Source organism: Rhodococcus oryzae, from assembly GCF_005049235.1.
Taxonomy (GTDB): domain Bacteria; phylum Actinomycetota; class Actinomycetes; order Mycobacteriales; family Mycobacteriaceae; genus Rhodococcus_G; species Rhodococcus_G oryzae.
On the sequence record NZ_SUMD01000003.1, the window covers coordinates 94,986 to 108,264 of the forward strand.

10 protein-coding genes are annotated in these 13,279 nt (G+C 70.6%); 8 read left to right on the forward strand and 2 right to left on the reverse strand.

Annotated features, from left to right (window positions below; genetic code table 11):
- Positions 1-52 precede the first annotated feature (52 nt).
- From FCG67_RS06630 to FCG67_RS06660, 7 genes are all read left to right on the forward strand, one after another.
- Positions 53-2,653, forward strand: a complete 2,601-nt coding sequence (locus tag FCG67_RS06630; protein WP_136908319.1) for a helix-turn-helix transcriptional regulator — start codon at positions 53-55, stop codon at positions 2,651-2,653.
- A gap of 80 nt (positions 2,654-2,733) precedes the next feature.
- Positions 2,734-3,858, forward strand: a complete 1,125-nt coding sequence (locus tag FCG67_RS06635; protein WP_211243136.1) for an alpha/beta hydrolase family protein — start codon at positions 2,734-2,736, stop codon at positions 3,856-3,858.
- A 2-nt stretch (positions 3,859-3,860) separates the two neighbouring features.
- Positions 3,861-4,223 carry a hypothetical protein gene (locus FCG67_RS06640; protein ID WP_097210077.1) on the forward strand — a complete coding sequence of 121 codons (363 nt, stop codon included), beginning with the start codon at positions 3,861-3,863 and terminating at the stop codon, positions 4,221-4,223.
- Positions 4,220-4,834, forward strand: coding sequence for a hypothetical protein (locus FCG67_RS06645; protein WP_136908321.1), 615 nt, complete (start codon positions 4,220-4,222; stop codon positions 4,832-4,834). The genes FCG67_RS06640 and FCG67_RS06645 overlap by 4 nt, the downstream gene beginning before the upstream one ends.
- Positions 4,831-6,717 carry a metallophosphoesterase family protein gene (locus tag FCG67_RS06650; RefSeq protein ID WP_136908323.1) on the forward strand — a complete coding sequence of 629 codons (1,887 nt, stop codon included), beginning with the start codon at positions 4,831-4,833 and terminating at the stop codon, positions 6,715-6,717. The genes FCG67_RS06645 and FCG67_RS06650 overlap by 4 nt, the downstream gene beginning before the upstream one ends.
- Positions 6,714-8,279, forward strand: coding sequence for a GMC oxidoreductase (locus FCG67_RS06655; protein WP_211243137.1), 1,566 nt, complete (start codon positions 6,714-6,716; stop codon positions 8,277-8,279). The genes FCG67_RS06650 and FCG67_RS06655 overlap by 4 nt, the downstream gene beginning before the upstream one ends.
- Before the next feature lie 114 nt (positions 8,280-8,393).
- Positions 8,394-8,699 (forward strand): hypothetical protein, encoded by a 306-nt coding sequence (locus tag FCG67_RS06660; protein WP_136908325.1) that lies wholly within the window; start codon positions 8,394-8,396, stop codon positions 8,697-8,699.
- A gap of 18 nt (positions 8,700-8,717) precedes the next feature.
- Here the strand turns inward: FCG67_RS06660 and FCG67_RS06665 are convergent, their stop codons facing one another.
- Positions 8,718-10,061 (reverse strand): TIGR03118 family protein, encoded by a 1,344-nt coding sequence (locus FCG67_RS06665; protein ID WP_136908327.1) that lies wholly within the window; start codon positions 10,059-10,061, stop codon positions 8,718-8,720.
- A gap of 204 nt (positions 10,062-10,265) precedes the next feature.
- Here FCG67_RS06665 and FCG67_RS06670 point away from each other — a divergent pair, with 204 nt between their 5' ends.
- Positions 10,266-11,555: an adenylosuccinate synthase gene (locus tag FCG67_RS06670; RefSeq protein WP_077040487.1), complete on the forward strand. Its 1,290-nt coding sequence runs from the start codon at positions 10,266-10,268 to the stop codon at positions 11,553-11,555.
- A gap of 19 nt (positions 11,556-11,574) precedes the next feature.
- On the opposite strand, the gene FCG67_RS06675 is transcribed toward FCG67_RS06670, so the two are convergent.
- Complete coding sequence (locus FCG67_RS06675; RefSeq protein WP_136908329.1) at positions 11,575-13,254, reverse strand: tyrosinase family protein; 1,680 nt, start codon at positions 13,252-13,254, stop codon at positions 11,575-11,577.
- Positions 13,255-13,279 lie beyond the last annotated feature (25 nt).

A 13,279-nucleotide genomic window follows, 5' to 3' on the forward strand; every position in this document is an offset into this window, starting at 1 on the left:
CACTCTCATCGCTGAGTAACGGCATTACAGCGCCAGAGCTTAGAATTTCGCAATGGTCTTCGCGTGGCCCACGGTGAATCGGGACGACGAGCTCCGCACCGTGGTGTCCACGTTGCGCAGTCGGCGGGGTCCGTGGGGTGCCGTGCTGACCGGGGACGCAGGGGTCGGCAAGACCACTCTTGCCAGGGCGGCCGTCGGGGCCTTCGCTGGTGAACGCCGTTGGGCCGCGGGCACGGAGTCGGCGCGCGCGGTTCCGCTGGGGGCGTTTGCCCACCTCGTCGGCGTGTCGAGCCCGATGGACGCGGCCTCGGTGTTGCGCGCGGCCCGTGAGCATCTCGTCGCCGACAGCGCCGACATCGTGATCGGTGTCGACGACGCACACCTGCTCGACCGGCTGTCCGCCACGTTCGTGCATCAGCTCGCCGTCAACCGGATCGCACCCCTCGTGGTCACCGTCCGGACGGGGGAGCCGGTGCCGGACGCGATCACCGCCCTGTGGAAGGACAACCTGCTCACCCGGGTGGAGCTGCCCCCGTTCACGCGGGCGGAGGCGGTCTCGCTGGTCGAGACGGTGCTCGGCGGGCCCCTCGAGGAGTCGAGCGCCAACCGGATCTTCGTGATGTCGGAGGGCAATCCGCTGTTCCTGCGGCACGTCGTGGAGGGCGCGCTGGAGGCAGGCACGCTGCGGGAGGTCGCCGGGGTGTGGCAGCTCCGCGGCGAGACCGTGATCAACCCACACCTGAGCACGCTGATCGAGTCGCGGATCGATCACCTGGACCCCGAGCTGCGGCACGTGCTGGAACTGCTCGCGTTTCAGGAGCCCCTCTCGCTCGAGGTGCTCTCGAAGCTCAGCGCCCCCGAGACGGTCGAGGCGGCGGAGAACGCGGGCCTGGTGCGGGTGCGCCGCCGCGACGACTCCGGGCTGACGGTGAAGCTCGCGCACCCGCTGTACGGCGAGGTGGTGCGCGCAGGCACCGGCATCCTCGCCGCGCGCCGGCTGCGCGGCGAGATGGCGCGTCAGATCGCGGATCATCCGCCTGCACACGTGAGCGACCGGATCCGGTTGGCCGCCCTCGCGCTGGACAGCGACTCGCCCCCGGAGGCCGAGCTGCTGATCTCCGCGGCCCGGGACGCGCTCACGCTCGGCGAACTGGTCCTCGGCGAGCGGCTCGCCCGCGGGGCGATGGCGATGGGCGCCGGGTTCGCGGCGGCCCTTCCACTGGCCCACTCGCTCGCCTGGCAGGGCCGTGGCACCGAGGCCGAGGCCGTGCTCGGCCCGATCGACACCAGCTCGCTGGGCGAGTTCGACCTGCTGCTGTGGTGCCTGCCCCGCTCGGCGAACCTGTTCTGGATGCTCGGTAGGCCAGACGAGGCCGCATCGGTGATGGCCTCGGTGCGCGCCAGGCTCACCCATCCGGCGGCGGTGAACCTGCTGGATGCGCTCGAGGCGATGTTCGCCGTGTACGCCGCGCAACCCGCGGCGGCGACGGCGAGCATCTACGAGGTGATCGACTCGCCCGTCGCGCTGCCGCTCGCGAAGGCCTGGGCGGGCGCGAGCGGGGCCCTGGCCACCGCATACCTCGGCCGGTTCGACGAGGTCCCCTCGTTCGCCGAGCGCGGGCTGGCGGCGGCGGCGGAGTCCGAGACCGGGTTGCTGCGCTTCACCATCGGGCTCGGCCAGGTGTACACGCAGACGATGTCGGGCGAGCTGACCGCGGCGGAGGAGCTCGCGCGGCACTACGTCGACTTCGCCGAGATGCAGCAGCCGGGCCGCTCGCTCGGTGGCGTGCTGCTGGGCCGGGTGCTCTTCGTCAAGGGCGCATTGGCCGCGGCGGAGACCGAATTCCGCCAGGCGGCAGCGGTTCTCGAGGGCACCGGCTATTCGTGGGCCTTCCTGTCCGCGGCATTCCTGTGCCAGTCCCTCGCCGCGCTCGGCCGGGCCGCGGATGCCCGCGAGGAGTTGGTGCGCGCCGAGCGCCTGTTCGGCGCGAACACCGAGGTGTTCCGGTCCGACCTGGAGCTGACCAGGGCGTGGGTCGCGGCAAGCGAGTCGGACACCAGGCGCGCGATCGCCCATGCCCGGGCGGGCGCCGACGCCGCGGCCGGGTCGGAACTGCTCGCGCAGGAGGCGGTATGCCTGTACCTGGCCACCCGGTTCGGGGACGCCACCACCGCGCCGCGCCTTGCGGAGCTCGCGGAACGGGTCCCCAGCGCCCTGATCAGGGCCGCCGCCGCCCACGCGAGGGCGTTGGCGGACGGCGACGGGGCGGCGCTGGACACCATCGCAGGGAAGGTGGAGGAGGCGGGCGCCCTGCTCTCGGCCGCGGACGCGGCTGCGCAGGCGGCGGCGGCGCACGCGAGCGCAGGGAACCGCCGCGCCGAACTCGCCTCGACCGCCAACGCCAAGCGGCTCGCCGATCTGTGCGGGGCCACGACGCCCGCACTCGCGGTGGTCGCCAAGCCGCTGCCGCTGACCGAGCGGGAGCGGGAGGTCGCGTCGATGGTGGCGCTCGGCCTGTCCAACAAGGAGATCGCGGATCGCCTCGTGGTCTCCGTCCGCACGGTCGAGGGTCACATCTACCGTTCGTGTACCAAGCTGAACGTGGCGGACCGGGCCGCGCTGGCGGACGCGGTCCGGGTGGGAAGCAGGTAGCCCACTACGCGCGCCGTTCCCTGGCGTAGGCGACACAATGGAAGGGACAACAACCGCCCCTTCCGATGAACGGAGCCGCGATGCGGCGATCCCAGCGCAGAAGGCTCGATCCTGCGCGTCTCGACGGTGCCGCCTTCGCGACGCCCGCCCCCGGGCAGTCCGTCTCGCGACAGGCCCGGTTCGAGACCGTCCCCTTCCACACCACGGAGGAGGAGCCGCGCGAGCTCAACCTCAAGCACCTGCTGCCGGGGTCGACCGCCCCTGGCGAGGGGCCGGTGCTGTTGATCGGCGGCACCAGCGTCCGCGCCGACATCTTCTCTCCGCCGACGGAGGACACGCTGCCGGAGTTCCTCGCCCGCGCCGGCTACGACGTCTGGATCCTCAACTGGCGGGCCAGCATCGACTTCGCCCCCAGCGAGTACCACCTCGACGACGCGGCGGTGTACGACCACCCCGCCGCGGTGCGGACGGTGCTGGAGCGGACCGGAGCCGAGACCCTCAAGGCGGTGGTGCACTGCCAGGGCTCGACGAGCTTCATGATGTCCATCGTCTCCGGCCTGCTGCCGGAAGTGACCACGGTGGTGAGCAATTCGGTGGCACTGCACCCGCAACTGACCTCCCTGTCGTTCCTGAAGCTGCCACTCGCCGTCGCCACCTTCGGCAAGGTGATGCCCTACTTCAATCCGCAGTGGGGTCTGCACGCGCCCGGGTTCTGGCCCAAGGTGTTCGACTGGGCGGTGCGGGCGACGCATCACGAATGCAACAACGCGGTGTGCAAGCACAGCAGCTTCACCTACGGCAGCGCCTTCCCGACGCTGTGGTCGCACGAGAACCTGGACGAGGCGACCCACGAGTGGATCAAGGGCGAGTTCGGGTTCGTCCCGGTCACCTTCTTCGCGCAGATGGCCGAGTGCGCCGCCGCAGGCCATCTGGTGACGATGGGCAACTACCCGGATGTGCTGCCGAGCGACCTGTTCGCGCAGGATCCGCAGACCGACGCCCGGTTCGCCTTCATGACCGGCGACCAGAACAACACCTTCCTGCCCTCGGGAATGGCGAAGACCTTCGACTACTTCGAGCGGATCGCGCCGGGGCGCCACGTGTTCCAGCAGATGCACGGGTACGGGCACCTCGACGTGTTCCTCGGCAGGCACGCCGCGCGGGACGTCTTCCCCTTCATCCTCGACGAACTGAACAGGGGCTGACGATGCCGCGTTCGCTGCTGTGGAGCCACCTGCTGCTGTTGCTCTGCGCCTCGCTGCTCATGGGCGCCGGACTGGCCGCCGAACTCTCCGACGAGGCCACCGGTCCGCGGCCGCTGCCCGACGGCTGGTTCCTCGCGCTCTGGCTGATCGCGTTGCTGACCGGTTTGCTGATGATGGGCACCGAATGGCTCAGCGGCCTCGGCTGGCCGTCGCGGGTCGCGGTGGTAGCCGGGGTGGCCGCGACGGCCATCGCGTACAAGACCGACTCGCTCAGCTCCGTCGCGGTCGTCCTGTGGTTCGTCCAGTGGGCGGCGGTGGCGTACTGGTTCTACCGGCTCGCCTTCGACGCCAGGGCGGACCGGTGAGCGGGCCGTCCGGGCGGTCCGTCGCCGGGATCCGCTTCGGGGAGACGATGACCGGGCAGATCACGCTCGGTGAGACCGACCCGAGGTCGGGGTATCGCAATCCGGGCGCATTCGGTGTCGTGGTGCGCGGGACCATCCACATCGAGGACCTGGGCGCGTTCCTCGACGACCCGCGCCACGAGGCGCGGCTGTCCGGCGAGGTCGACATCCCGTCGCTAGGTGGCCGATTCGAGTCCGACTCGGGGCGCTTCGGTCTGTTCACTCCGACGGAGCAGGCCCGGATGACCCACATGGTCTACGAGTTCGGTGTGGACATGGGCGGGGTCGGGCACTGGTTCCGGGGCCACAAGGAGATCCGGGTCGCGGGTCCGTGGCGGCTGTGGCCCGCCACCACCACGCTGTTGGTGACCCTGCACGAGGGGGACCGCGAGGGCCCGGTGGTGGCGGCGGGCATGCTGCGGTTGCGCATGACGGCCTTCACGGCGCTGCTCGGCTCGCTGACGGTGACCGGTGGCGTGTCGATGCGGCGCAGGTGGGCGGCCTCGGGGCGGTTCGCCGCGTTCTTCGCAGGCGGACTGATCTCCACCTACCTGCTGCGGCGGCGGGCATGACCCTGCCGTATCGGAGGGACGCCGGGCGGCTCACGATCAGCCCGCAGCGCAAGGTGGGCTGGTTCGAGGCCCGGCAACTCGTCGCCCTCGGCGCACGGGCCGTCGCCGCGTCCGTGATCGGTTCGATGAGCGGGCGTCGCGAGATCATGGCCGCGCTCGAGGCCGAACCGGCGTTCTGCGCGGATTGCTCGGGCGCGGAAGAGATCTGGCTGGACTACATGGCGGACACCGGCGACGGTTGGAATGCCACCGCCTCCGTCACCTGGCTGCTCGGCCGGGACGGACTGGTCGTCGCGGAACCGGGCGAGCCGGTACCGCAGCGGGTGCCGCACGACTGTCGGACCGAGGGTCTGCCGACCGCGGGTCCCGGGCAGACGGTGCTGCCCGCGGGCGAGGTGCTGTTGCTGGGCGGCGACCAGGTCTACCCCGCGGGATCGAGTCAGGAGTACCAGCACCGGCTGGTCGACCCGATGCGCAGCGCCCGGATCGCGCATCCGCGGGGGCGCAGGCTCTTCGTCATCCCCGGGAACCACGACTGGTACGACGGCCTGACCAGCTTCATCCGGCAGTTCTGTCAATCACCCGACGGCAGAACCTGGTTCGGCGCCTGGGAGGCACAGCAGCGACGCAGCTACTACGCGCTGCGGCTGCCGCACCGGTGGTGGGTCTGGGGTGTGGACACCGCCCTGGAGGACGACCTGGACCCGCCGCAGTACGACTACTTCCGGGCCCGCGCGCAGCAACTGGAGCCCGGCGACCGGGTGATCCTCTGCGTACCGAACCCGACCTGGATAGAGGACGCCGCGGCCGGAACCCCCGGCGGCCGAGTGGATTCCGCGACCGCCACGAAGCTCGACATCATCATGGACCTGGCCCGCAGACCCGACCGCGACATCGAGGTGCCGCTGGTCCTCAGCGGCGACCACCACCACTACGTGCGCCACCACGGCACCGTAGGGGAGCAGGAACGCCACTACATCGTGTGCGGCGGGGGCGGCGCCTTCACCCAGGGCACGATCGACACCCCGATGGACGTGTCGATGTCGGACGGGCCCTCCTACGTCGGCTCGGCCCGATTGCAGGCGGCCTTCCCGACAGAGCGACAGTCCGTTCGGCTGCGACGCGGGGTGCTGGGCTTCCCGGCCTCGAACGTCTTCTTCACCGCCGTGCTCACAGTGCTGTCCGGGTTCGCTGCGATGCTGCTGGGAGCGGGCGGCGGCAACGAGGGGATCCTGGGTGGCGTTCTCGGCACGCTGCAGGGGTTCGGACCGGCCGCGGTGTGCCTCGCCATCGTCGCCGCGTTCGTGGCGTTCGCGGTCAGCGGTCGCGCACCCGGGATGCGTCCAGCCGCGGCGGGTGCGGTCGGCGTGGTGCACGCGCTGCTCCTGCTGACGGGCGGGTTCCTGCTCGTGTGGGCGGTGCTGCAGGCCGGCCGCGCCTGGTGGCTCAGCGTCCCGATCTCGTTGGCGGCGCTCTACCTGTACTGCGGCATGCTCTTCGGTCTGTACCTGTTCCTGAGCCACAAGTTGCTTGGCATGCACAACCTGGAGGTCTATTCCGCGCAGGGCCTCGAGGGCTACAAGTCCTTCCTCCGGATTCACATCTCCGCGCAGGGGCTGCATGTCTATCCGATCGGCCTGCGCGCACCGTCGACCAGCTGGGTGGCGGCGCCAGGCGTGGAGTCCCGCGACGACCCGGCACCTCGGGGTCGGTTCCGCCGGACCGGATCGGTGAGCCTCGACCTACCGGACGGCTGTCAGCGGGTCATCGACCCCGTCGAACCGCTGCGCCCGCACCTGATCGAGGCGCCGTTCCTGATCCCCAACGGCGCCGTGTCGGATTCCGCGCCGCCCACCGTGCGGGCGCCGGGCGGTTCGCCGTGAGGTACGACGTGGTGGTCGTGGGCAGCGGGTTCGGCGGTGCGGTCGCCGCGTGCCGGCTCGCCGCGGCGGGGCGCAGCGTGCTGGTGCTCGAACGGGGCAGGCGATGGGAACCGGAGGACTATCCGCGCAGGCCCGGCGACGCGTGGCTGTTCGATCCCCGTGCCCCGCATCGGCGCAACGGCTGGCTGGAGCTGCGGTTCCTGGATCAGATGGTCGTCGCGCAGGGCGCGGGGGTCGGCGGGGGATCGTTGATCTACGCGAACGTGTGCATCGACGCCCGGCCGGAGGCGTTCGACTCCGGTTGGCCGTCCGCGATCACGGCGCGGGAGATGGCGCCCTACTATCGCGACGTCGCCGAGATGCTGACCCCGATGGAGATCCCCGCGGGTCAGCACACTGCTCGGCTCGAGCTGATGCGGCGGGCCGCGGACGCCATCGGGGAGCCCGAGCGTTTTCAGAAGGTGCCCTTGGCGATCCGGTTCGACCCGGGTTTCACGCACGCGCCCGCGGAGACACCCGAGTACGAGAGGTCGGTCGCGGCGCCCAACGCCCAGGGCCGCGAGCAGGGCACCTGCGTGCACTGCGGCAGCTGCGACGTCGGGTGTCCCACGCGGGCGAAGAACACCCTGGACCTGAACTACCTCGCGGCGGCGGAGGACTCCGGTGCCGTCATCGCGCCGCTGTCCCTTGCGCGGTACCTCTCGCGGGAGGACGGGGGCTGGCGGGTGCATTTCGATCACCTGGACGGCGGTCGCCGCAGGCCCGACTCGGTGACGGCACGCCGGGTGATCCTCGCCGCCGGGTCGCTCGGGTCGACGGAACTGTTGCTGCGCTCGCGAGACGAGCACCAGACGCTGGGGGACCTGCCGCGTGCCCTCGGCCGCGGATGGAGCTCGAACGGAGACTTCCTGACTCCCGCCGGGTACGGCCGCATGTCGGTGGCACCGACCTCCGGTCCCACGATCACCTCGGCTATCGACTTCCTCGACGGTTCGCGCGGCGGGCGGTACTTCGTGGAGGACGGCGGGATCCCGAACCTGCTGCGGAACTGTTTCGAGCAGCGGCTGCGCGACGGGGTCGGCTCGCCGTTGCGTCGTCGCATGTGGCTACGCCTGTCGCGGGCAGGCGCGTTCGACTCGGTGATGCCGTGGTTCGGTCAGTCGGTCGACGCGGCGGACGGCTCCGTCTACCTCGGTCGCGGCCGGGTGCGGCCGTGGCGCCGGGTGGTGAAGCTGGACTGGAATCCGCACCGCTCCGAGACGGTGATCGGGGCCATGGCCGAGATGCACGGGCTGCTGACGGAGGCGACCGGGGGCAAGCCCAACCCGTTGCTCACCTGGAAGAGGTTCCGGGCCCTGGTGACGCCGCACCCGCTGGGCGGATGCAACATGGCGGCCTCGCCCGCGGCCGGTGTCGTCGATCACGCGTGCCGGGTGTTCGGGCAGGACGGGCTCTACGTCATGGACGGCGCGGTGATACCGCGGGCGATCGGGAGGAACCCGTCGAAGACCATCGCCGCGGTCGCGGAACGCGCGGTCGCCCTGCTGCTCGCGGAGGACTGATCGGAGGTCGAACGGGCGGGTAGTGGACTACTGGTGCCGATGTCGGTGGGCAGTGTCACGATGGAGTCAGCGCGAACGATAGACATGTGGGACGGATGAACCGAGGTGACTCCGATGACATGCATGACCGTCAGGGTGGTCAACACGACCAACGAGGAACTGCTGCTCGACGACGGGCCGCCGAGCCCTGTGCAGCCGCCGCCCCCGCGGCGGATCGGTCCGCACGCGACCGGCGAGTTCCGGACGGACACGGACCTGTGTTATCTGCTCGGCGGTGATCCGGACCGGGCGATCTTCGTGCAGCTCAACGGTGCCGTCTGGGCGCCGCCCACCTCTTCGATCCGGGCCGCGGCCGGCCCTTCCGCGCTCGAGGTCGAGGTCAGCCCCGCACCGTGGGTGCACGCGCCGCACGTCGCATGACCGGCCGCGCCTCCGGGCTCAGTTCGCTGCGCGCAGCGAACCGAACAGGCCGTCCTTCTCGTCCTCGGGGCCTGCGGTGAAGTACAGCGCGTCGGCGTCGCCGAGGCTCTCGCCGTTCCCGAACAGCAGGCCCCACAGTCCCTCCACCGCCAGCGGCTCACCCTCGCCGTCGCGGAGGTAGTCGACGAATTCTCCGCTGGAATCGTCGAAGGCGAGGATGCGTCCGGCGCCCGCGAAGTTGCCGACGAGCAGTTTCCCGGCGAGCGCACCGAACCCGGCGGGGGCGAGGGCGACGCCCCAGGGGGCGTTGAGGCGGCCCTGGTCGTCGAGCACCCGGACGACGGTGCCCGTGGCGTCGAATTCGGCGACCTTCCCGCGGTCCGGCCGGTCCTGGGCGGCGGCTTCCTGCTCGGCGTCGAGGGAGTCTTCCTCGCCGGCATCGAATTGGGTGGCAGGGCCGCCGTCGGGGGCCTTGGTGGTGGCGTAGGTGACGAACACGCGGTCGCCGACGGTGGTGATGTTGAACGGGGCAGGGTCGCCGGGGCGGGCTTTGTTTCCGCGGCCGGGGTGTGCGGGGTCGAGGAGGTCGCCGGTCGCGAACGGGTTCGCGAACCCCTCGGTGGGAACCGGCTGCCAGTTCTTGTCGAACTGCCGGATCTGCGGTGCGGCGCCGAAGTCGGCGGCCCAGAGGGTGTCGCCGCCGCCGGGTTCGAGGGCGATGCCGAAGAAGTTCATGCCCTCGGCGGTGCCGTCGAACATGTCCTTGGCGGGGCCGTTGCGGCGGACGATCTGTCCGTCGGCGGCCTGTTCGGTCCATCCGGAGATGTGGCCGGAGTCGGTGGCGAACAGGAAGCGGGCGGATCCGGTGAGCAGCTGCTGCTGTCCGTCCACCTGGACCGGTTGGTCGGTGACGACGAACCTGTCGGAGGTCAGGGGTGCGGGGTTGAAGATGACGCCGGTGGTCTTGCCGATGCCGGTGTCGGAGGTGTCGGAGTCGGCGCCGGGAATGGTGACCTCCTCGAGCGCGTCCTGGTGCAGTTGGCGTAGGGCGGGGTCGGGGGAGGCGGTGACGTCGCCGACGAACTCGTAGGAGGTGCCGCCCGCGCCGACCCAGAAGTGGCCGCCCGCGCCCTTGGGGCGGATGGCCACGCCCCACGCGTTGACGATGCCGGGCAGGGTGAACGGCGCCGAGTAGTTCTCGCCGGTGGCGGCGAGGTTGGTCTGGATGTACCGGTTGCCCGGCAGCGCCTCGAGGGTGTCCGTCGCAGGTGGGGGAGACGATGCGCACCCGGCCGTCAGCGTCAGGGCCGCCCCGAGGGCGAGGCCCCACCTCGCGCCGGTTCCGATCCGATACACAGTCATCCGGTGCCCTTCCAGGCGTGGGCGACAACGTTGATTAGCCTTGCCTCACCATGGCCGGTTGTCAACGAAATCGCGGTTCTGGTGACGTGGTGGGCAGCTGTATCGGTCGGCTGGACTAAACTGTCCTTTCGGCCACTGTCCAGGGACGGCTGGCCTCTGCGCTGCGACATGCCCAGATGCCCGTCAACCGTAGGAGTCAACGTCATGCCGGCAATCGTCCTGATCGGAGCCCAGTGGGGCGACGAGGGCAAGGGCAAAGCTACCGATCTACTGGGCGGACGCCTGCAGTGGGTGGTGCGCTACCAGGGCGGTAACAACGCGGGTCACACCGTTGTCCTGCCGAACGGCGACAAGTTCGCGCTGCACCTGATCCCGTCGGGCATCCTGACCCCCGGCGTGACCAACGTGATCGGCAACGGCGTCGTGGTCGACCCGGGCGTGCTGCTGACCGAGCTCGCGGGCCTCGAGGAGCGCAACGTCGACACCAGCCGGCTGCTGCTCTCGGCCGATGCGCACCTGATCATGCCGTACCACGTGGCCATCGACAAGGTGACCGAACGCTTCTTGGGCGCCAAGAAGATCGGCACCACCGGCCGCGGAATCGGGCCCTGCTACCAGGACAAGATCGCCCGCGTCGGTGTGCGTGTCGCCGACGTCCTGGACGAGAAGATCCTCACCCAGAAGGTCGAGGCGGCCCTGGAGTACAAGAACCAGGTCCTGGTCAAGATCTACAACCGCAAGGCGCTCGACGCGCAGCAGGTCGTCGACGAGGTGCTCGGCCAGGCCGAGGGCTTCAAGCACCGGATCGCCGACACCCGGCTGCAGCTGAACCAGGCGCTCGAGGCGGGCGAGACCGTCCTGCTCGAGGGGTCGCAGGGCACGCTGCTCGACGTCGACCACGGCACCTACCCGTACGTGACCTCGTCCAACCCCACTTCCGGTGGCGCGGCGGTCGGTTCGGGTATCGGGCCCACCAAGATCACCACGGTCCTCGGCATCCTCAAGGCGTACACCACCCGCGTCGGCTCGGGCCCGTTCCCGACGGAGCTGTTCGACAACCACGGCGAGTACCTGGCCAAGCAGGGCGGCGAGGTCGGCGTCACCACCGGTCGCGCGCGGCGCACCGGCTGGTTCGATGCCGTGATCGCCCGCTACGCGACGCGCGTCAACGGCATCACCGACTACTTCCTCACCAAGCTGGACGTGCTGAGCAGCCTGGACACCGTGCCGATCTGTGTCGCCTACGAGATCGACGGCGTGCGATACGAGGAAATGCCGATGTCGCAGACCGAGGTTCACCACGCCAAGCCGATCTACGAGGAGATGCCGGGCTGGTGGGAGGACATCTCGCACGCCCGCACCTTCGAGGAGCTGCCGGTGAACGCGCAGAACTACGTGCTGCGGCTCGAGGAGCTCTCGGGCGCCTACATCTCCTGCATCGGTGTCGGCCCCGGCCGGGACGAGACCATCGTCCGCCGCGAGGTCCTCAGGTAGGACCCACGGCCCGGGCGCATCAGCCGACGAACAGGCCGATGCGCCCGATCCGTAGCGGCAGAGTGGTTTTCGTGGGAAGGCCGGACTCCACGGCGCCCGAGTGTGCCCTCGTGGTGGGCCGCACCGGCTGAACCGTCACCGTCAACGCCGCCGGGTCCCACCGGTAGGCGGACGCGAGCGCCTGCACCAGTGCGGTGATGTCGAAGGTGAAGCCCAGCCGCCCGTCGGCGTCCACGCCGAACAGCGAGAAGGTCCCGGCGAGGTGATGCTCGGGCTTACCGTCGACCTCGGCGTCGGGCAGGTTCATGTAGACGTGGTATACGCACCCCGGGTTCCGTTGTGCCGCAAGGCCGTCGACCGTCAGCAGCACCGCGCCGAAGCCGGCCGCGGCGGCGGTGTCCGGCGCGTGCTCGACCACCGGGAGGCTGCTCGGGAAGACCTCGAGCCCGACGGTGGTTCGTCCGGTCAGCTCGGTCGGTCCGGGAGTCGACGCGACCAGCGTGGGATTCGGCGCGACCGGGACCACCCGCTGCGGCCGGACGGGGAGCTGGGCCTGGTCGTCGTAGCTGTATCCGAGTCGATCGACGTGATCGAGCACGTCGCGGACCGGGCAGTCGACGGGGCGGCCGTCGGTGTCGAAGAACCGGAACTCGGCGTCGAGCCAGTCCCCATCGGTCGGATTCGCGTGGCGCTCGAGCCACTGCACCCACAGCCGGTCGAGATTCGCGTGGTGCAGCCAGAAGATCGGGTCGCGGGGCGCGGAGTCGGCGTTGCTCATCAGTGCACCGAGCTCCCCGCCCGGATCGCCGCCGATGGCCGCATGCACCGCGCCGTGCGGGATGTTCTCCAGCTGCCCGGAGAACCCGGTGCGCATGGCGCCGGAGAACGACGGCTGCCACATGGCGGTGAACGAGGACGTGATGGTGGGGCTCAACGGATCCCCCGCCATGAGGTCGGCATTGCGCAGCGGGGCCGCGAGCGCCAGCGGATTGGGTGAGCCGTCCGGGAGGGCGAGCCCCGTATCGCGGAACGGGTAGGGGAGCGTGCTCTGCGGCTCCGGGTTGCCGTAGTTCCAGTAGGGCAGCGCGAAATCGGCCGGCCCGCCGTTGTCGATGACGGCCGCCCGCAGGATCTGCTCGAAGAAGTACAGGTACATCCGGTGCCACGGGAGGAAGAAACGGTTGCCGTCGTGGCTGTCGCGCGCATCGGCGAAGGTGGCGCGGTAGGCGCGGTACAGGTTCGCCTGGAACTCCCAGCTGGTGGGGTCGTCGGCCGGCCGTGCCTGCATGGTGCGCACCGCCTGCGCGTAGGCGAGCAGGGTCTGGTCCCAACCACGCCCGGTGCTGAGCCGCCACACGTTGCGCCGGACCCGTTCCGTCGACCGGGCCGGCGGGTTCTCGGCGGTGGCCTGCACCTGGTCCAGCCCGAGGACCGCCCGCGGCCCGAGTTCACCGGTCGCCGCCGCGGCGGGGGTCCCCAACTCGCTGATCTGGAACCGGCGCACCGCCGCCTCGGTCTCGTTGCCGTAGGCCTTGTCGATGCCGTGCACCGGCAGGCTGTTCGGGTCCCAGGACAGCAGGGCGGTCTGGACCTTCCCCACCGCGTCGCCTGCGTCGTTCCTGGTCCGCGACATGGTGTCGAGGCCCGCGGCGATGGCGGCGAGCACGCCGTCCCCCTGGAACAGTGCGGAAACGATCATTGAGCGGGCCCCCCGGACGGTTCGG

Coding starts and splice junctions, on each gene's coding strand:
- FCG67_RS06630 (WP_136908319.1), top strand. CDS start 53: ATGGTCTTCGCGTGGCCCACGGTGAATCGGGACGACGAGCTCCGCACC.
- FCG67_RS06635 (WP_211243136.1), top strand. CDS start 2,734: ATGCGGCGATCCCAGCGCAGAAGGCTCGATCCTGCGCGTCTCGACGGT.
- FCG67_RS06640 (WP_097210077.1), top strand. CDS start 3,861: ATGCCGCGTTCGCTGCTGTGGAGCCACCTGCTGCTGTTGCTCTGCGCC.
- FCG67_RS06650 (WP_136908323.1), top strand. CDS start 4,831: ATGACCCTGCCGTATCGGAGGGACGCCGGGCGGCTCACGATCAGCCCG.
- FCG67_RS06660 (WP_136908325.1), top strand. CDS start 8,394: ATGACATGCATGACCGTCAGGGTGGTCAACACGACCAACGAGGAACTG.
- FCG67_RS06665 (WP_136908327.1), bottom strand. CDS start 10,061: ATGACTGTGTATCGGATCGGAACCGGCGCGAGGTGGGGCCTCGCCCTC.
- FCG67_RS06670 (WP_077040487.1), top strand. CDS start 10,266: ATGCCGGCAATCGTCCTGATCGGAGCCCAGTGGGGCGACGAGGGCAAG.
- FCG67_RS06675 (WP_136908329.1), bottom strand. CDS start 13,254: ATGATCGTTTCCGCACTGTTCCAGGGGGACGGCGTGCTCGCCGCCATC.